This window comes from Candidatus Pelagibacter sp. HIMB1782 (assembly GCF_052047475.1).
Classification (GTDB): domain Bacteria; phylum Pseudomonadota; class Alphaproteobacteria; order Pelagibacterales; family Pelagibacteraceae; genus Pelagibacter.
Window position 1 is genome coordinate 273773 of the sequence record NZ_JBNAKE010000001.1, and the last position, 17863, is coordinate 291635.

19 protein-coding genes are annotated in these 17863 nt (G+C 30.4%); 4 read left to right on the forward strand and 15 right to left on the reverse strand.

All coding sequences use genetic code 11. From position 1 onward, the window contains the following. Complete coding sequence (locus ACTTAO_RS01480; RefSeq protein WP_440690615.1) at positions 1-786, forward strand: putative hydro-lyase; 786 nt, start codon at positions 1-3, stop codon at positions 784-786. Here ACTTAO_RS01480 and ACTTAO_RS01485 read toward each other — a convergent pair whose 3' ends face one another. From ACTTAO_RS01485 to ACTTAO_RS01500, 4 genes are read right to left on the reverse strand one after another with little or no spacing between them, the layout of a single operon-like run. Next, on the reverse strand, positions 787-1494 hold the full coding sequence (locus tag ACTTAO_RS01485; RefSeq protein WP_440690617.1) for an ABC transporter ATP-binding protein: 708 nt from the start codon (positions 1492-1494) through the stop codon (positions 787-789). Next, positions 1484-2206 (reverse strand): ABC transporter ATP-binding protein, encoded by a 723-nt coding sequence (locus ACTTAO_RS01490; protein WP_440672476.1) that lies wholly within the window; start codon positions 2204-2206, stop codon positions 1484-1486. The genes ACTTAO_RS01485 and ACTTAO_RS01490 overlap by 11 nt, the downstream gene beginning before the upstream one ends. Beyond that, the gene (locus ACTTAO_RS01495; RefSeq protein WP_440690619.1) at positions 2203-3216 is read right to left on the reverse strand and encodes a branched-chain amino acid ABC transporter permease; all 1014 of its coding nucleotides are present in this window, start codon (positions 3214-3216) and stop codon (positions 2203-2205) included. Before ACTTAO_RS01495 ends, ACTTAO_RS01490 begins: the two co-directional genes overlap by 4 nt. Beyond that, entirely contained in the window at positions 3216-4082 is an 867-nt protein-coding gene (locus tag ACTTAO_RS01500) for a branched-chain amino acid ABC transporter permease (RefSeq protein WP_262589618.1), read from the reverse strand. Before ACTTAO_RS01500 ends, ACTTAO_RS01495 begins: the two co-directional genes overlap by 1 nt. 146 nt (positions 4083-4228) lie before the next feature. Between ACTTAO_RS01500 and ACTTAO_RS01505 the strand changes: the two genes are divergently transcribed. Both ACTTAO_RS01505 and ACTTAO_RS01510 read left to right on the forward strand, forming a co-directional pair. Continuing rightward, entirely contained in the window at positions 4229-5485 is a 1257-nt protein-coding gene (locus ACTTAO_RS01505) for an ABC transporter substrate-binding protein (RefSeq protein WP_440651084.1), read from the forward strand. A gap of 99 nt (positions 5486-5584) precedes the next feature. Then, positions 5585-6196: a YjbE family putative metal transport protein gene (locus ACTTAO_RS01510; RefSeq protein ID WP_262589620.1), complete on the forward strand. Its 612-nt coding sequence runs from the start codon at positions 5585-5587 to the stop codon at positions 6194-6196. Here the strand turns inward: ACTTAO_RS01510 and panB are convergent. Genes panB through ACTTAO_RS01560 form a run of 10 tightly spaced genes read right to left on the reverse strand, consistent with a single transcriptional unit; the run spans position 6193 to position 13878 of the window. Next, positions 6193-6966, reverse strand: coding sequence for a 3-methyl-2-oxobutanoate hydroxymethyltransferase (panB, locus tag ACTTAO_RS01515; protein WP_440690621.1), 774 nt, complete (start codon positions 6964-6966; stop codon positions 6193-6195). The two genes, ACTTAO_RS01510 and panB, sit on opposite strands and share 4 nt — an antisense overlap. Continuing rightward, complete coding sequence (locus ACTTAO_RS01520) at positions 6959-7360, reverse strand: hypothetical protein (RefSeq protein WP_440690623.1); 402 nt, start codon at positions 7358-7360, stop codon at positions 6959-6961. Before ACTTAO_RS01520 ends, panB begins: the two co-directional genes overlap by 8 nt. 9 nt (positions 7361-7369) lie before the next feature. Continuing rightward, on the reverse strand, positions 7370-7789 hold the full coding sequence (locus ACTTAO_RS01525; protein WP_440647864.1) for a VOC family protein: 420 nt from the start codon (positions 7787-7789) through the stop codon (positions 7370-7372). A 21-nt stretch (positions 7790-7810) separates the two neighbouring features. Then, a complete protein-coding gene (guaA, locus tag ACTTAO_RS01530) occupies positions 7811-9373 on the reverse strand; it encodes a glutamine-hydrolyzing GMP synthase (RefSeq protein WP_440690625.1) in 1563 nt (520 codons plus the stop codon). After that, positions 9363-9800, reverse strand: coding sequence for a tetratricopeptide repeat protein (locus ACTTAO_RS01535; protein ID WP_440690627.1), 438 nt, complete (start codon positions 9798-9800; stop codon positions 9363-9365). The genes guaA and ACTTAO_RS01535 overlap by 11 nt, the downstream gene beginning before the upstream one ends. Further along, positions 9800-10876: an IMP dehydrogenase gene (gene guaB / locus ACTTAO_RS01540; protein WP_440690629.1), complete on the reverse strand. Its 1077-nt coding sequence runs from the start codon at positions 10874-10876 to the stop codon at positions 9800-9802. The genes ACTTAO_RS01535 and guaB overlap by 1 nt, the downstream gene beginning before the upstream one ends. 37 nt (positions 10877-10913) lie before the next feature. Continuing rightward, positions 10914-11525, reverse strand: coding sequence for an RlmE family RNA methyltransferase (locus ACTTAO_RS01545; RefSeq protein WP_440690631.1), 612 nt, complete (start codon positions 11523-11525; stop codon positions 10914-10916). Then, on the reverse strand, positions 11526-12425 hold the full coding sequence (locus ACTTAO_RS01550) for a glycosyltransferase (RefSeq protein ID WP_440690633.1): 900 nt from the start codon (positions 12423-12425) through the stop codon (positions 11526-11528). Next, entirely contained in the window at positions 12425-13228 is an 804-nt protein-coding gene (gene pssA / locus ACTTAO_RS01555; protein WP_440690635.1) for a CDP-diacylglycerol--serine O-phosphatidyltransferase, read from the reverse strand. The genes ACTTAO_RS01550 and pssA overlap by 1 nt, the downstream gene beginning before the upstream one ends. A gap of 2 nt (positions 13229-13230) precedes the next feature. Then, on the reverse strand, positions 13231-13878 hold the full coding sequence (locus ACTTAO_RS01560) for a phosphatidylserine decarboxylase (RefSeq protein ID WP_440690637.1): 648 nt from the start codon (positions 13876-13878) through the stop codon (positions 13231-13233). 76 nt (positions 13879-13954) lie between these two features. Between ACTTAO_RS01560 and ACTTAO_RS01565 the strand changes: the two genes are divergently transcribed. After that, positions 13955-15169 (forward strand): NADP-dependent isocitrate dehydrogenase, encoded by a 1215-nt coding sequence (locus ACTTAO_RS01565; protein ID WP_440690639.1) that lies wholly within the window; start codon positions 13955-13957, stop codon positions 15167-15169. Here ACTTAO_RS01565 and alaS read toward each other — a convergent pair. Beyond that, entirely contained in the window at positions 15161-17827 is a 2667-nt protein-coding gene (alaS, locus tag ACTTAO_RS01570; protein WP_440690641.1) for an alanine--tRNA ligase, read from the reverse strand. The genes ACTTAO_RS01565 and alaS overlap by 9 nt on opposite strands. Positions 17828-17863: the final 36 nt, after the last annotated feature.

Here is a 17863-nt window from a genome sequence, read left to right on the forward strand (position 1 = left end):
ATGCTAGATATTCAAGATCCATCAGAAGCAAGAAAAGTTATAAGAGAAAATAATTACAAAGAGCAAACTGCAGGTGCTGCTAGCAAGTATGTTCAAGGAAATCTTTGTATCTTACCAAGCAAATATGCAATGGACTTTGCTTCTTTCTGTCAAAAAAATCCAAAACCTTGTCCATTAATTGGATTTGGTACTAAAGGAGATCCTTCATTAAAAGATCTTGGTGATATTGATATTAGAACTGATGTTCCCCAATATAGAGTATGGGAAAAAGGAAAATTAGTTGATGAGCCATATGATATTAAAAAATATTGGAATGAAGATTTAACAACTTTTGTTCTAGGATGTTCAATGTCTTTTGAGCTGCCTTTAATTGAAGCCGGTATTCCAATTCAACACATAGAAAATAATACTATTGTTCCAATGTACAAAACTTCAATAGATTGTGAACCTGCTGGACAATTTTCAGGAAAACTAGTTGTATCCATGAGACCCTTAAGTTCAAAGGATACAATTAGATCAATTCAAATTAGTTCCAGATTTCCAGCTGTGCATGGCGCACCAGTACATGTTGGTGATCCAGATGAAATTGGGATTAAAGATATAATGAAACCTGAATATGGTGATCCCCCTAGAACAATAAAGAATAATGAAATTCCTGTATTTTGGGCATGTGGTGTTACTCCTCAATCTGTTTTAGAAAATTCAAAACCTGATTTTTGTATTACTCATAGTCCAGGTAAAATGCTTATTACTGATAAACTAAATAACGATCTTGCTGCTTTTTAATTAATTTCCTAAAAAAACTTTAGTAACTTTTTCATTATCAATTAAATCTTCAGATTTACCATCGATAACCAATCTTCCACTTTCTAAAACATACCCTCTATCTGCCATACTTAATGCAAGTCTTACGTTTTGTTCTACAAATAAAATTGATATCCCTTCTGCAACTATATTTTTAAATATCTTAATTAAATCTTTCATAACCAATGGTGATAGACCTAAAAAAGGTTCATCCACCATCAAAAGTTTAGGTAAACCCATCATACCTCTAGCTATAGCTAACATTTGTTGTTCGCCACCAGACATTGTTTTTGCTAACTGATCTGATCTGATTTCTAACTTTGGAAATATCTTATAAACTTTGTTTAATGAATTTGTTAACTCTTCTTTTGCCTTAGGATGCCAAGCACCCAATAAGAGATTTTGTTTAACAGTAAGGTGAGGAAATACCCTTCTTCTTTCAAGTACGTGTGAGATTCCTAATTCAGTTCTTTTATAAGTTGGAATATTTGAAATTAGGGTATTGTCAAAAGTAATAGAACCTTTTTTATGTTCAACAAGATTACTTATGGTGTTTAAAACAGTACTTTTTCCAGACCCATTTGGTCCTAAAAGCGCAACCATTTCAGCTTTATTTACATTAATAGAAACATCCCAGATAACCTGAAAATCATCATACAAAACATCAATATTTTTTACATCAAGCAGCATCAAATGTTCCTAGGTAAGCATCTATTACTTGTTTGTTGTTTTGAATTTCTTTTGGTTCTCCAAATGCAATTCGTTTTCCTTGATCTAACGCAAGAACATTATCCGAAATTTCCATAATAATATTAATATTATGTTCTATAGTGATAATCGTTACACCTGTCTTTTTTAATTTTTTAACAAGTTCTACAAGTCCAGGAATAGTCTTTTGGTCTACACCGCCTGTTACTTCGTCCATCAAAAGTAATTTGGGATCAATAGCCATAGCTCTAGCCATTTCTAATCTTTTTCTCTGTCCGGTTGATAACTCTTTTGCAAAGTGATGTCTTTTTTCAATCAAATCTACAAAATCAATGATCTCTAAGGCTCTATCTCTTGCTCTCTTGATATCTTTTTCTTTAACAAATGCTCCTATCATAACATTTTCAAGTAATGTTTGGTCTGCAAATGGTTTTAGTTTTTGAAAAGTTCTACCTACTCCAAGATTGCTAATTTTATCAGGACTAATTCCAAAAATATTTTTATCAAAAAATTTAACTTTTCCAGTGTCTGGTTTTGTAAAACCAGTAATCAAATCAAATAAAGTAGATTTACCAGCACCATTAGGTCCTATCACTCCTAAAATTGACCCTTCTTCAACGTCAAAAGAAATATCTCTATTTGCATGGATTCCACCAAAAGATTTGCTTAGATTTTCGACAGTTAATATTTTCATCGTTGTTTTTTTCTTTCTAAAATATCTTTAGGAACAAATGAGATCAGACCATTTGGTCTAAAAATACAAATAATCATTAAAATCAAACCATAAAAAATTAAGTCAACAGCGCCACCTGTGCCCCCTAAATAAATTCTTGAATATTCTGAAATTGGCACAAGTATTGCAGCTCCTATAATTGGACCCCAAACATTTCCTATTCCACCTAGAACTGTGATTAATAAAACTATAATTGATATCTCAATATTAAAAACTCTATCTGGATCAATAATTAAAATATATTGAGCAAATAAACTACCCATCGGAGCCATAATCATTGCTGAAATCACATAAGCTATAATTTTATAATTTGAAACATTGATACATAAACTTAATGCTGCTTGTGGATCATCTCTAACTGCTCTTAATCTGTAACCAAGTTTTGATCTACTCAACAACCATACTAAAAAGAATGTGATTAAAAAGAATATTAAAAAAACGTAATAATATGGAGCTTTACTGCTATGAAACTGCAATGCAGACCATGAATCTTCTGGTGTCATTGTCACCCATAATCCTGATGCAGCTCCTACTAAATCCCATCTTTGAAAAACTACTTGGAAACTTATTCCAATTAATAAAGTGGCAATTGCAAAGTAGTGACCACTTAATCTAAGCATTGGTATGCCAATTAAGACAGCAAAAATTGCTGAAACTAACATACCAAAAAATATACTGATCCATGGTGTTATTCCGTACTCCATATAAAAAAATGAAGTTGCATATGCACCTATTCCAAAAAACGCTCCATGACCTAAACTAATTTGACCAGAAAAACCTGCTATAACATTCCAAGACTGAGCCATAACTGCATGCATAAAAATCATAATAAATAAATGGAGATAAAATGAATTCATCCCAAAAAGTGGAAGAGCAAACAAAAGTATAATTAGGCCAGTAATAATTGATATTACTCTATTATTCGTATTCCAAATCGGTTCTGATTTTGCAATTTCTAACTTACTATCCATTAATACCTACCAAACAGACCTTGAGGTTTGTAAATCACAACTAAAAGGTAAATTGCAAATACATATAAAAGTTTAAATGATGGATCGATCAATAATCCACCAAGAGATTCTACTAAACCTATAATTATACCGGCATATAAACACCCAATGATGCTTCCAAAACCTCCTAATGCTACTGCAACGAAAGCAAATAATGCAAAATTAATACCAACATCAGTAAAAATAAAAAAATAGTTTGCCATCATTCCACCAGCTACTCCTACACAACCAAGTCCAATCGCCCAACCTATTGCAAACATTTTATTTGATGGAATTCCTAAAATTTCAGCAGCGTGTCTATCTTGTGCTGTTGCTTGAAGAGCTAATCCAGTTTCTGTTTTTGTTACAAACCAATACAAACCAAAAAATGCAACCAAACAAACAAGACTTGCATATAATTGGGGTTGACCAATAAACACAGATCCAATTTCAATACGTCCTTCTAATAGAGGTTTATCAACATTTCTAAAGTCTGGTGTCCATAATAATTGAGCAATCGATCTAATAAAAATAGACAATCCAAATGTTGCACAAATTTGGATAAGCATTTTCGCTTTTAAGATATAACGAATTAAAAAGTAATGTGTAATGATCCCACAAAATGCTAACAAAAGTATAGTTATTGGTATCGAAAATAACGGATCTAAACCAAATAAAGACCAAAGCCAAAATGATGAAAACATAGACAACATCAAATGCTCTCCATGAGCAAAGTTTACAATTTCCATTAATCCAAAAATTAAACTTAAACCTGCTGCAATTAATGCATAGATTAATCCCATCATTAATCCTGTGACTATAGCTTGAATTATAATTTCAGAAGTCATTTGGTTTATTATTAAAGTATATATAAAGAATGTATATATTAAACAAATACTTCTTAAGCATTGATAAAATAAAAAACTAAATCATTGAATTGATCAATTGAATAGTATTAAGTTAGATATTTAAAAATTAAACAAGAGGGAAAAAAATGAGAAAATTAATTCTTACAGTATTTACTTTTTTTTCATTGGTATCTGCGCCAGCAATTAGTTACGCAGAAGATGTAAAAATTGGAGTACTTTATCCACTTACAGGACCTGTTGCTCAGGTTGGTAAAGATGCTGTTGCAGCAGTTAAGACAGCTTTAGATATCATTAATAACAGTCATAACATTCCAGGTATGCCACTTGCAAAAGATGCAGGATTAAAAGGATTAGGCGGCGGTAAAATATCTATCGTTGTTGGAGACCATGGTGGAAAACCAGATATCGGTGTTGGTGAGACTGAGAAAATGTTAAATTCTGACAAAGTTCATGCAATGTTTGGAGCTTACTACTCATCAGTAACTGGTGCTGCTAGTCAAGTATCTGAGAGAGCAGGAATACCTTGGGTAAACGGTGAGTCTACTTCTCCAAAATTAACAACAAGAGGATTTAAATACTTCTTCAGAGTTACTCCACACGATGGTGAGTTTACTCAGCTTATGTTTGAATTCATGAACGACTTTAACAAAAAGAATAGTAATAAGTTAAAGACATTAGGTATTATTCATGAAGATACATTGTGGGGTGCTGACAGTGGTGGAACTCAAGACAAAATGGCTAAAGAACAAGGTTATGATGTTATAGAGAAAATTAGCTACAAAGCTAAAACTACAACTTTGAGTTCTGAAGTACAAAGATTGAAAGCAAAAAACCCAGATGTTTTATTGCCTTCATCTTATACAGCTGATGCATATTTGTTTTTAAATACTGCAAAAGAACTTGATTATAATCCTAAACTTTTAGTTGCTCAAAACGCTGGTTATACAGATCCTAAATTCATAGACACAATGGGAAGCAAAGCAGAAGGTGTGATCACAAGATCACCTTTTAACACTGACTTAGCAAAAACTATTCCTATGATTGGAACTGTAAACGATTTGTTTAAAACACACTCTGGTGGAAGAGATTTATCAGATGTACCTGCAAGAGCATTTACAGGTTTTATGGCTTTAGCTAATGCAATTAATAATGCCGGATCAACAGATCCTGAGAAAATCAGACAAGCTCTAGTAAATCTAGATATGTCATCTGAATCTTTAATTGTTCCTTATAGAGGAATTAAATTTGGTGCAGATGGTCAAAACGAAAAGACTAGAGGTATTTTAATGCAAGTTCAAAATGGAAAATACTGTACAGTATATCCATTTGAATTAGCAGCTTGTGAGTTAAAATATCCTATGCCTACTTGGTCTGAAAGATAATTTAATAAAAATACAATTATTAAGGCGGTCAAATTTTTTGACCGCCTTTTTTTATTCTTTGATTGCAATCTCTATAAATTAAAATAATAATTAGATATCTTGATTGAAGAGCTCATAATTCTAACCCAAATTATTTTTATCACTATTATCTTAACTGCAGATAATGCTGTGATAGTTGGTTCTATTGCATCAAATTTTGTACCTAAAAATAGAAAACAAATTATTTTGTGGGGTGTAATTGGAGCATTTGTTTTTAAAATCTTTTTTGCAATCTTTGCTACTTTTTTATTTGAATTTTATTTTATAAAAATTTTAGGTGGGTTGTTGTTGGTCTGGATAGTAAATGATTTAAGAAAAGACCTTGTTGATATCAAAAACATAAAACCTTCAGTTAAAAAAACAAAACAACCGTCATACATAAATAGTATAGGTAAAGTGCTATTTGCTGATCTAATGATTAGTTTTGATAATGTCATAGGAGTTGTTGCTGCAGCTCAAGGATATTTTGGCTATATGATTTTTGGTCTTGTCCTATCGGTCGTTCTTACAGGTGCTTTAGCTACTTATATGGCTAACTATATTCAAAAACATATTTGGATAGCTTACATTGGTTTAATATTTATTTTAGTTGTTGGTCTACAATTAATTATAGGTGGTTTGGTAGATCTCGAGATACTCAATATTAACGAAGAATTTAAAAAATATTTTTAGTTAAAAGAGTATTTTTTTGAGGGAAATTTTCTTTTTTTAACCTCAGTTGCATACTTAGAGACTGCTTTTGATATTTCTGTTTTTATATTTGTATATTTCTTAACAAATCTAAATTTGATTGGATTTAAACCTATTAAATCATCGAATACCAAAATCTGTCCATCACAATTATTAGATGCTCCTATCCCAATTGTTGGAATAGTAACACTTTTAGTTACTTGTTTTGCTAATGATGTTTGAACACACTCTAAAACCATACAAAATGAACCAGCTTCTTCAAGTAACTTTGCGTCTCTCATAATGTTTTCTTTTTCACTTTGTTTCTTACCTTTAAATTTAAATGTTTTATCTGACTGAGGTAAAACTCCTATATGACCCATCACAGGTATATTATTTTTAACTAAAATTTTAACTGTATTTATAATTTTCTTTCCTCCCTCTAATTTGACCCCGTCACATTTGGTTTTTTTCATAATTAATTTTGCATTTTTCAATGCCTCTTTAGGATTACGATAAGTATTGTGGGGCATATCAACAATCATTAAACTTTTTTTAATGCCCATACGAACACTCTTAGAGTGTTCAATCATAGTATTTAAAGTTACTTCTCTAGTAGACTTATAATTATATAAAACTGATCCAAGGGAATCCCCTACTAAAATTAGATCACAATAATTATCTAAAACTGAGGCAATATTTTTAGAATAAGCGGTTAGACTAACTATTTTTGATTTATTTTTTTTTCTTACAAAATTTTTAATTTTATTCATTTCTTAATTCTTGATTTATATAAGTATTTAAGAGCTTTTTAGATATAGATAGTTTTTTTGCAACCGCAGTTTTTTTATCAATAATTCTCCAAAAAGGAAGGTTGGGTTTTTTTAATTTTTTTTTACTTTGTTCCTCTAATGATGCTTCTATAGCAATTCTCAAAAATATTCCGGTAGAAACAGGGCATGTTTTGTTTGCTTTAGCTTTTTTTGCCAATGCTTCTCTCATTTCAACAACTGTCTTTTTTTTTCCTTTTGGAATTTTTTTTATGAATTTAGCTATCGATGATGGTGACGACACTAGCATTGTTTCACCTTTTTTAATGTCTGCAAAGTTAAAAGTTAATTTTTTAATTTTTTCTTTATATGGTTTGTTAAACTTCTCAATCCACATTAAAAAATGTTACCAGGTACCTGTATTCTCCATAGAGGACCAAGGTTCTTTTGGTTCTAAATTACCTTCTTGTAATATTTCTATTGAAATTTTATCAGGTGATCTAACAAATGCCATATGACCATCTCTTGGTGGTCTGTTTATAGTGTAACCCATGTCCATTAATCTTTGACATGTCTCGTAAATGTTATCTACTCTATATGCAAGATGACCAAAATTTCTAGAACCTTCTCCTAGTTCATCCCCATCCCAATTATATGTTAGCTCAATTTCTGCTTTGTCGTCATTAGGAGCTGCAAGAAAAATTAAAGTGAATCTTCCTTTTTCATTTTCCATTCTTCTTGTTTCTTTTAAACCAAGTCCTTCACAGAAAAACCTCAAAGATTCATCTACATCCTTAATTCTGATCATTGTATGTAAATATTTCATAAGGTGTTTTTATAATTAAAATTACTCTAATTCAATAGTGCTTGGAGGCTTAGAAGTAATATCATACACAACTCTATTGATTCCTCTTATGCTATTAACAATTTTGTTAGAAATAGTTTGCATAAAAGATTTTTTAAACTCATAAAAATCTGCAGTCATTCCATCTTCAGAAGTGATTGCTCTTAGTAAGCATAAATACTCATATGTTCTGTTATCACCCATAACTCCAACTGTTTTTACTGGAAGTAATGCTGCATATGCTTGCCAAATTTTGTGGTAAAGCCCATGATGTCTTAAAGACTGAATAAAATAATGATCAGCCTCTTTTAAAATTTTAATTTTTTCATTTGTTATAATACCAGGCATTCTTATTGCTAAACCAGGACCAGGAAATGGATGTCTTGAAATTATTTCATAACTTAAATTTAACTCTAGGCCTAATTTTCTCACCTCATCTTTAAATAGAAATTTTAATGGCTCTACTAACTTTAAATTCATTTTTTTTGGCAAACCGCCCACATTATGATGTGATTTTATTTTAGAAGTTTGACTTCCAGTAACAGACTTACTTTCAATTAAATCTGGATACAAAGTTCCTTGTGCTAAAAATTTTACATTTTTTATTTTCTTCGCATATCTTTCAAAAATTTTAATAAAAAGATTTCCTATAATTTTTCTTTTTTTCTCTGGATCAGATACATTTTTTAATTTGCTTAAAAATTCCTTTTCAGCATTCACGTAGATTAAATTCATTTTTAGTCGTTTTTTAAAAGTTTGAACAACCTGAACTTCTTCATTTTTTCTAAGCAATCCAGTGTTAACAAAAATACAATATAGTTTTTTTCCTATTGCTTTATTCAATAATTGAGCCACCACACTACTATCTACTCCACCTGATAACGCACAAATAACTTTATTATCTCCAACTTGAAACCTTACATCTTTAATTAATTGTACCTTTTGATCTTTTGAAGACCAATTTCTCTTAATTTTACAAATAAGAAAAATAAAATTACTAATTAGTTTTTTTCCGCTCTCTGTATGAGTTACCTCTGGGTGAAACTGAACACCATAAAAATTTTTAATTTTATTTTCTACAATTGCAAATTTAGAATTTGAGCTTGATGCAATTACTTTAAAATTTTTAGGTAATTTAGATACTTGATCAGCGTGACTCATCCAGACCACTTTAGATTTTTTTGTACCAAAAAAATTATTAGTTAAGAGACTATTATTTTTTTTAATTATATTTGCTAAGCCAAATTCACGATGCCTTGATTGCTTAACTCTTCCACCATTAAGTTTAGATAATATTTGATGGCCAAAACAAATACCGAGAACAGGAATATTCAATTCCAAAATTTTTTTATCAAAAGAATATTTATTAATTTGATAAACATTCAGAGGACCTCCTGATAAAATTATACCTTTTACGCTTTGATTAATTTGATTAAGTTTAATTTTTTTATGACTTACAATATCAGAGAAAACTCCAAGTTCTCTAATTCTTCTTGCAATTAATTGTGTAAATTGTGAACCAAAATCTACAATTAAGATTTTGTTAAGACTATTATCAAGACTCATTACTTGGTTCTAGATTTTTTAAAGACTCTAAAATTTCATTATTTTCATCACATAATGACTTACATACTTGAACAAATGTTTCAGATAATTCTTTAACTTTATCGTAATTAGATTTTTCAAGTGCAATTTTCATTAGCATTAAAATAGCTTCTTCATTTTGAGGATCAATTAATAAAGTGGTTTCTAAGTTGTATTCTTCTTTTCTTTGATCTTCCTCGTGATTATAAATTTTTGCTAAATACAAATATGAATTTGCATCCTTTGGATTAAATACAATATTTCTCTCAAATAAAAATCTTGCATCCTCATATTTTTCTTTTTCATACAATTTAATTGCTTCATTAAAAAAATTTTCCATTGAAAAAGAATTAGATTGGAACGAAAAAGTTAAAACAACCAGTGAAATTAATTTAAAAATTCTATTCATTAATATTTACTATCATTTTTAATTACATCTACATTATGAACCATACTTTCATAAAATCCAGCTTTAGTAATTTTAACAAATTGTGGTTTATTTCTCAATTTTACAATTTCTTTTGAACCAAGATAACCCATAGATGATTTAAGGCCACCAATTAATTTAAATATAATACTGCCAACATCACCTTTGTATTTTACAAAACCTTCTACTCCTTCTGGAACATACTTTGATGTATCTTTTTGCTTAGTTTGAAAATACCTATCTGCCGAACCTTTATTCATAGCTCCTACAGAACCCATCCCTCTAAAACTTTTAAATAATTTTCCATTTTTTTTAATTAGTTTGCCTGGTGTTTCATCTGTACCTGCAAATAAAGAACCTATCATAACTGCATCTGCGCCTGCTGCAAAAGCTTTTGCTAAATCACCAGAATATTTTATTCCACCATCAGAAATTATTTTTACATTTTTGTTTTTAAGTCCATTTCTTACAGATAAAATTGCACTTAGTTGAGGCACACCTATTCCTGCAACTAGCCTTGTTGTACAAATTGATCCCGGTCCAATCCCAACTTTAATAATATCTACTCCTAATTTAATTAAAAATTTTGCTGCTTCTGGTGTTGCAATATTTCCAGCACATAAAGCGATGTTCTTATCTTTAATTTTTTTTATAAATTTAACTATTTCTCCTACTTTTTTAGTATGACCATGGGCAGTATCTACTACGATTAAATCAACACCTTCTTTAAGTATTGCTTTTGCTCTGTCAAATTCAGCAATTGATGCTCCAACGGCTGCACCAACTAATAATTTTTGTTTTTTTACTTTTTTAATTTCTAATATTTGTTTTTGGATATCTAAATTTCTGTGAATAACTCCAATTCCTCCAGCTTTACCAATTGCTATTGCCATATTGCTTTCTGTAACAGTGTCCATTGCAGAAGACAAAAGCGGGATTTTAAGTTTTAAATTTTTCGTTAAATTTATTGATGTATTTACTTCAGATGGCAATATCTCCGAGTACTTCGGGGCTAATGTAACATCGTCAAAGGTAAGTGCTTCTTTTATAGAAACCATGATCTTTTATATACGATTCCTTTTAATTTTAAAGTCTCTATCTAAGTTTTTTACAAATTATAAAACTTTCTTTAGAATCTTTTCTACTCGATTTAGGTTTGAAAACCTTAACTTCTTTAAAATACTTTTTACCTTCTGCGACTATTTCGTTGAAAGTTCTACCCATAAAAATTTTAGAAATAAAATAACCATTTTCATTTAACAAATCTTTTGCAAATACCATTGCTTCCTTACATAGTTCACCTGTTTGAATTGAATCTATATTCTTAATTCCTGTAGTGTTTACTGCCATATCTGACATTACAACATCTGCTTTAGATATAGTATTCTTCTTTATTTCTTCTTGGACATTTTCTTCAGTGAAATCTCCTTGAATTTGGATACTAGATCCAATGGGTTCCATTTTTTTTAAGTCAATTGAAATTAATTTTCCATTCTTAGCTGTCTTTTCAGCATATTGTGACCAGCTACCAGGAGCTGCTCCTATATCTATAATGGTTAATCCGCCTTTAAATATTTTATATTTTTCATCAATTTCAATTAATTTATAAGCAGAACGTGCTCTATATCCATCAACTTTTGATTGCCTTACGTAAATATCTCTTCGTTGTTTATTGACCCAATTTTTAGATATTTTATTTTTTTTCAATTATTTATTAAACCTAAGTTTTAAATCAATTAAATCACCATCTAAAGTTTTTACTTTTGATATAAAATCTTTGTTGTTTCTTATCTGGTCGTTATTTTTTCCAGCAAAATGTACAATTCCTATTTGATGATTTGGTAAGTATGGTTCAACAAGAGTACTAGTAGACTTATCAAATCTTAAAGCTTCTATTAAAGTCCAATTACAGTATGCGGGTAATATCTCTACAGGGAGCTCATCATTATAAATAGTTATATTCATTGCAATTTGTTCAGATCCCCAAATTTTTCCAGACTTCAAAGCTATCCTCAAATTTTTTTGCCAGACTTCCCAGTGATTTGCATTAGCCTCTAAAGCAAAAACTCCAATATTTAAATGAGGTTTTAGCGCAACTGTTCTTGCAATATCTTCTGAAAACCCAGATGATTTTGCATGTTTATAATTTTGTGATTTAATTTTTGCAAAACTTCCAAACAACCATTCAGCTCTTAAAACTCTTCCATAAGCTCTATCAGCTGATGTTGCTATAGAAAGTTTGTTATTCTCACACCCTTTAAAGTATAATTCTATTGCATCCCAGGAATTGACCCAAGCATCTGCATCAATCCACAAGTACTTCTCATATCCAGGAAAATATTTCGGTAAAAAAGCTCTTGATACCTGGCTTTTCAACCATTCTCTTCCTTTAACTTTAAAGTCAGGAACTTCAATATCCCAATCTGCAGATTTAATCTCGTCTACTTTTAAAGACAATTTTTCCTTTTGTTCATCGGTTAAACCTGCATCTAAAATGCAAATAGCAGTATTTTCACTTTCTTTGAATTGTTTTATAGAATTAACAAGTTCGTCCAAAAGTTCATAATATTTTGAATCAGCTAAAGATATAATTACATTTTTTTTCATTAAAGAACGTCTTCGAGATCATCATCTTCTGTTTGATTAATATCTTCATTTTCTTTTCTAAGCTTTTGATAATGGAAATAACTAATTGGCAATAATGATAAGTAAATAATTCCACTTATTGAAATCACATTAAATGGGTAGATTAATAGAAGTCCAAAAAATAATACTATTCCAAATAGCAGGAATATTGTTGCTTTTCTTTGTATTACAATTTTTTTAAATGAATAACTTGGAAATTTACTAATCAATAAAAAAGAGGTGGCGATAAAAAATATTGGCACAACAATTTGATAATCTATTTTAAATAATTCAATACTAGACATACTAAATATCAGAGGTGTTAATACTAAAATTCCACCAGCTGGGGATGGGACACCTTCAAAAAAATTATCTCTCCAGGATGGTTCACCTCCTGTATTTACATTAAAACGTGCTAATCTTAATGCAACGCAAATTACATATATTAAACAAACTAGCCATCCAAACCTTCCAAGTTCATTTAATTTCCAAAAATACATTATGAATGCTGGAGCAACGCCAAAGCTTATCATGTCAGTCAAAGAGTCTAATTCTTTTCCAACTTTTGATGTACCTTTGATTAATCTTGCTATTCTTCCATCTAGTCCATCAATTACAGCTGCAATAATTATTGCAATGATTGCAAACTCATATCTTCCATCTAAAGCAAATCTTATAGAAGTAAGACCAATACAAACACCTATAAGTGTAAGCATATTAGGTAAAATTACTCTAGCACTCCTTTTTTCAGGAACTATTTTAAAATTTTTTTTAGGTTGTTGCATATCTATCTTTTGGCTAATAGAGTTTCCCCTGAAATAGCAGTTTGACCAATTTTAACCAATGGCTCATAATTTTCATAATAAACATCTGCTCTACTTCCAAATCTTATCATTCCAATTCGATCACCTTGGTTTAATGTTTGATCCTTATTTGTCTCGCAAACAATTCTTCTTGCAACCAAACCTGCTATTTGAACTATGACAATATCATTTCCATGATTATCTTTTAACTTATAATAATTTCTCTCGTTGTCTTCGCTCGCTTTATCGAGTGAAGCATTTAAAAATTTTCCTGGCTTGTATAAAATATCTTCAACTTTACCCGAACAAGGAGTTCTATTTACATGACAATCAAATACGTTCATAAAGATACTAATCTTTTTAAATTTCTTGTTTTCTAAATTTAATTCTTTTGGTCCATCTACCTCTTCAACTTTAATTACCTCTCCGTCTGCTGGACTTACTAGATAACTATCATCTCCTATGATCACTCTTTCGGGATCTCTAAAAAAATAATAAACCCATACAGTTAGTAGCAATCCAATTAATCCTAAAAATCCATTTACCAGTAATAAGATGATTGTGATGAAACCTGCTATTATAATGAACTTGTATCCCTCTGTGTGTATCTTTGGAAAAATCTTGGTAAACATATTCTTCTATTTGCTAATTTTCGATTAATATGTATATAAACCAGTCAAATTCAATTATTAAGATAAATTTAATTTAATGAGTAAAATCAAGGTAAATAACCCAGTAGTCGAGTTAGATGGCGATGAAATGACTCGAATTATTTGGGAGTTTATTAAAAACAAATTAATCCTTCCTTACATCGATCTTGGAATTGAGTATTACGATCTGGGAATGAAAAGCAGAGATAATACTGATGACCAGATCACAATAGACTCAGCAAATGCAATTAAAAAAATTGGTGTTGGAATTAAATGTGCAACAATCACACCAGACGAAGCAAGAGTTGAAGAATTTGATTTAAAAAAAATGTGGAGATCTCCAAATGGAACAATAAGAAACATTATTGGGGGAACGGTATTCAGAGAACCAATTATTTGTAAAAATATTCCAAAGTTGGTTCCTTCATGGACAGATCCTGTAATCATTGGAAGACATGCTTTTGGTGATCAATATAGAGCTACAGATTTTAAAGTGCCTGGAAAAGGTAAAATGGAAGTTAAGTGGACATCAGAAGATGGAAAAGAAGAAATTAAATACGAAGTATTTAATTTTACAGGTCCTGGAGTAGCTTTATCAATGTATAATTTAGATAAATCTATTCAAGATTTTGCAAGATCGTGCTTTAGCTATGGTCTAATTAAAAAATGGCCAGTTTATATGTCTACAAAAAATACAATTTTAAAACAATATGATGGAAGATTTAAAGATATTTTCCAAGAAGTTTTTGACAACGAATACAAAAAAGAATTTGAAAAACATAAATTAACTTACGAACACAGATTAATTGATGACATGGTCGCGTGTGCAATGAAATGGAGTGGAAAGTATATCTGGGCTTGCAAAAATTATGATGGCGATGTCCAATCTGATACTATGGCTCAAGGTTATGGATCACTAGGATTAATGACAAGTACTCTATTAACTCCTGATGGAAAAGTGATGGAAGCTGAAGCTGCTCATGGAACTGTTACTAGACACTATAGAATGCACCAACAAGGAAAAGAAACTTCTACAAATCCTATCGCATCTATATTTGCATGGACAAGAGGATTAGCTCACAGAGGAAAATTAGACAATAATCAAGAATTAATTAAATTCGCTCAAACATTAGAAGCAGTATGTATTGAGTGTGTTGAAAATGGTTCAATGACAAAAGATTTAGCAATTCTTGTTGGACCGAACAGTAAGTTTTTAACTACCAATCAGTTTTTAGATGAAATTGATGGTAATCTTAAGAAGAAATTAAATTAAAGATTTTATTTTTTCAAAAGCATCATTGATTTTGGATTGGTCTTGACCACCAGCTTGAGCAAAATCTTTTCTTCCACCACCGCCTTTGCCTCCAATTACTTCTGAACCAGTTTTAACAAATTGTACTGCATCAAATTTTTCTGTCAGTTTTTCTGTGACACCAACAGCTATACCAACTTTGTCATCTTTGCTTGCAAAAACAATTACAATACCCTCACCCAATTCTTTTTTACCTTTGTCTACAAGTTTTCTTAATTCTTTAGGTGGAAGATCTTCAACATTTTGAAATCTTACTTTCACCCCATTAACCTCTAGATCATTAACTTTATTTTTGGATTGATCTTGTAATATTGAATTAACTGATAAAGTTTCCAATTGTTTATTTAAATTTTTAATTAAAACTTTTTTATCAGTTTCATCTAAGTTAGGCTTTCCACCAAGATCTGAGATTTGCTTACTCAATTCATTAATTTGTTCATCATCTTTTTCAGATGATAAATTTAACATTTTCTCTTTATTTTTAAGATAATCATCTAACTGCTTATCTCTTAAAGCCTCTACTCTTCTAACCCCTGCTGCAATTGAGGATTGGCTAATAATCTTAAATTTACCAATATCACCAGTGTTTTTTACATGGGTTCCACCACATAACTCAGTTGAAAAGTATTTTTCTCCTTCATCTCCCATTGATAATACTCTTACTTCATCTCCATATTTTTCACCAAATAATGCTAAAGCCCCATTATCGACTGCCTCTTTTGGTGTCATTATTCTTGTAGTTACATCTGATTGTTTAGAAATCATATCATTTACGTGACTCTCTATTTTTACCATCTCATCATCTGAAATTGGCTTCATATGGCTAAAATCAAATCTTAATCTTTCTGGCTCAACAAGAGATCCTTTTTGAGTAACGTGCGGACCTAAAACTCGTCTTAAAGACTCGTGTAATAAATGTGTTGCTGAATGATATGCTCTTGTATCATTTCTTTTCTCAATATTAATTTTCATTTCAACATCTTGCTCTAGTTTAATTGAGCCTTTTTTCACTTTTCCATAATGAACAAATAGATCTACCAATTTTTTTTGAACATCAGTTACTTCAAATTCAAATTCATCTTTAGAGATCAATCCTGTATCCCCAACTTGACCTCCAGACTCAGCATAAAATGGTGTTTGATTGACAACAATAATGCCTTCGTCACCTTCATTTAAAGTGTCAACTTCTTTATGATTTTTAAGAAGTGATTTAATAACTCCTTGTGCTTGATCATTTTCATATCCTAAAAATTCTGTAGCTCCATATTTTTCTTTTACTCCATACCAAACTTGCTCAACTGCACTATCACCAGATCCTTTCCAATTTTTTCTAGCAAGCTCTATACTTTCTCTCATCAGCTCACCAAATCTTTCTTTATCAAATTCTAAAGATTTTGATTTTAAAATATCTTCTGTAAGATCAATTGGGAAACCATAAGTTTCATAAAGTTTAAAGGCAATATCACCTGGTAAGACTTTATCTATTTTAGAAATTTCATCATTTAAAATTTTAATTCCTCTATCTAAAAGAACTAAAAATTTTTCTTCTTCCATTTTTAAAGTCTCTTTAATTAAAGACTCTGCTCTTTTTAGTTCAGGATAATTCCCTGACATTTCGTTTAATAGAGTATCAAACAATTTAGAAAATACTGGATCCTTAGCTCCTAATAAATGAGAATGTCTCATCCCTCTTCGCATAATTCTTCGAAGCACATACCCTCTTCCTTCGTTAGATGGCAATACTCCTTCAGCAATTAAAAATGAACTTGCTCTTAAGTGATCAGCTATAACTCTAAAACTTGATAGATTTGATTTATCTGATTTAATCTTAATTATATCTGATGCAGAATTAATTATTTTTTTAAAATGATCTGTTTCATAGTTATCATGAGTACCTTGAAGTAAAGCAGCTATTCTTTCTAAACCCATTCCAGTATCAACAGATGGTTTTGGAAGATTTATTCTTTTATCTTTTGTAACTTGTTCAAATTGCATAAAAACTAAGTTCCATATTTCGATAAATCTATCTCCATCTTCATCTTTGGTACCAGGTAATCCTCCATGCAAATGATCACCATGATCAAAAAATATTTCTGAACAAGGTCCACATGGTCCTGTTTCACCCATTGACCAAAAATTATCTGATGTTGCTATTCTGATAATTCTATCATCACTAAAACCTGCTATTTTCTTCCAAAAATTGAAGGCCTCATCGTCTTCATGGAAAACTGTTACATAAAGTCTATTTTTATCTATTCCAAAATCTTTAGTGATTAAATTCCAAGCATAATCTATTGCTTGCTCTTTAAAATAATCTCCAAATGAAAAGTTTCCTAACATCTCAAAGAAAGTATGGTGTCGAGGTGTATAACCAACATTTTCTAAATCATTATGCTTACCACCAGCTCTTACGCATTTTTGTGAAGTAGTTGCTCTTACATAATCTCTTTTCTCTAAACCAGTAAAAACGTTCTTAAACTGGACCATTCCAGAATTAGCAAACATCAATGTTGGATCATTGTTTGGAACCAAATTACTAGATTCCACAATCTGATGATCATTCTTTTCAAAATACTTTAGGAAAGTATTTCTAATCTCATTGAGAGTTTTGTCTGCCATATTTTTAAAATACAGCTTTTTTATTTTATGTCTAGA

Coding starts and splice junctions, on each gene's coding strand:
- ACTTAO_RS01480 (WP_440690615.1), top strand. CDS start 1: ATGCTAGATATTCAAGATCCATCAGAAGCAAGAAAAGTTATAAGAGAA.
- ACTTAO_RS01485 (WP_440690617.1), bottom strand. CDS start 1,494: ATGCTGCTTGATGTAAAAAATATTGATGTTTTGTATGATGATTTTCAG.
- ACTTAO_RS01490 (WP_440672476.1), bottom strand. CDS start 2,206: ATGAAAATATTAACTGTCGAAAATCTAAGCAAATCTTTTGGTGGAATC.
- ACTTAO_RS01495 (WP_440690619.1), bottom strand. CDS start 3,216: ATGGATAGTAAGTTAGAAATTGCAAAATCAGAACCGATTTGGAATACG.
- ACTTAO_RS01500 (WP_262589618.1), bottom strand. CDS start 4,082: ATGACTTCTGAAATTATAATTCAAGCTATAGTCACAGGATTAATGATG.
- ACTTAO_RS01505 (WP_440651084.1), top strand. CDS start 4,229: ATGAGAAAATTAATTCTTACAGTATTTACTTTTTTTTCATTGGTATCT.
- panB (WP_440690621.1), bottom strand. CDS start 6,966: ATGAATAAAATTAAAAATTTTGTAAGAAAAAAAAATAAATCAAAAATA.
- ACTTAO_RS01520 (WP_440690623.1), bottom strand. CDS start 7,360: ATGTGGATTGAGAAGTTTAACAAACCATATAAAGAAAAAATTAAAAAA.
- ACTTAO_RS01525 (WP_440647864.1), bottom strand. CDS start 7,789: ATGAAATATTTACATACAATGATCAGAATTAAGGATGTAGATGAATCT.
- guaA (WP_440690625.1), bottom strand. CDS start 9,373: ATGAGTCTTGATAATAGTCTTAACAAAATCTTAATTGTAGATTTTGGT.
- ACTTAO_RS01535 (WP_440690627.1), bottom strand. CDS start 9,800: ATGAATAGAATTTTTAAATTAATTTCACTGGTTGTTTTAACTTTTTCG.
- guaB (WP_440690629.1), bottom strand. CDS start 10,876: ATGGTTTCTATAAAAGAAGCACTTACCTTTGACGATGTTACATTAGCC.
- ACTTAO_RS01550 (WP_440690633.1), bottom strand. CDS start 12,425: ATGAAAAAAAATGTAATTATATCTTTAGCTGATTCAAAATATTATGAA.
- pssA (WP_440690635.1), bottom strand. CDS start 13,228: ATGCAACAACCTAAAAAAAATTTTAAAATAGTTCCTGAAAAAAGGAGT.
- ACTTAO_RS01560 (WP_440690637.1), bottom strand. CDS start 13,878: ATGTTTACCAAGATTTTTCCAAAGATACACACAGAGGGATACAAGTTC.
- ACTTAO_RS01565 (WP_440690639.1), top strand. CDS start 13,955: ATGAGTAAAATCAAGGTAAATAACCCAGTAGTCGAGTTAGATGGCGAT.
- alaS (WP_440690641.1), bottom strand. CDS start 17,827: ATGGCAGACAAAACTCTCAATGAGATTAGAAATACTTTCCTAAAGTAT.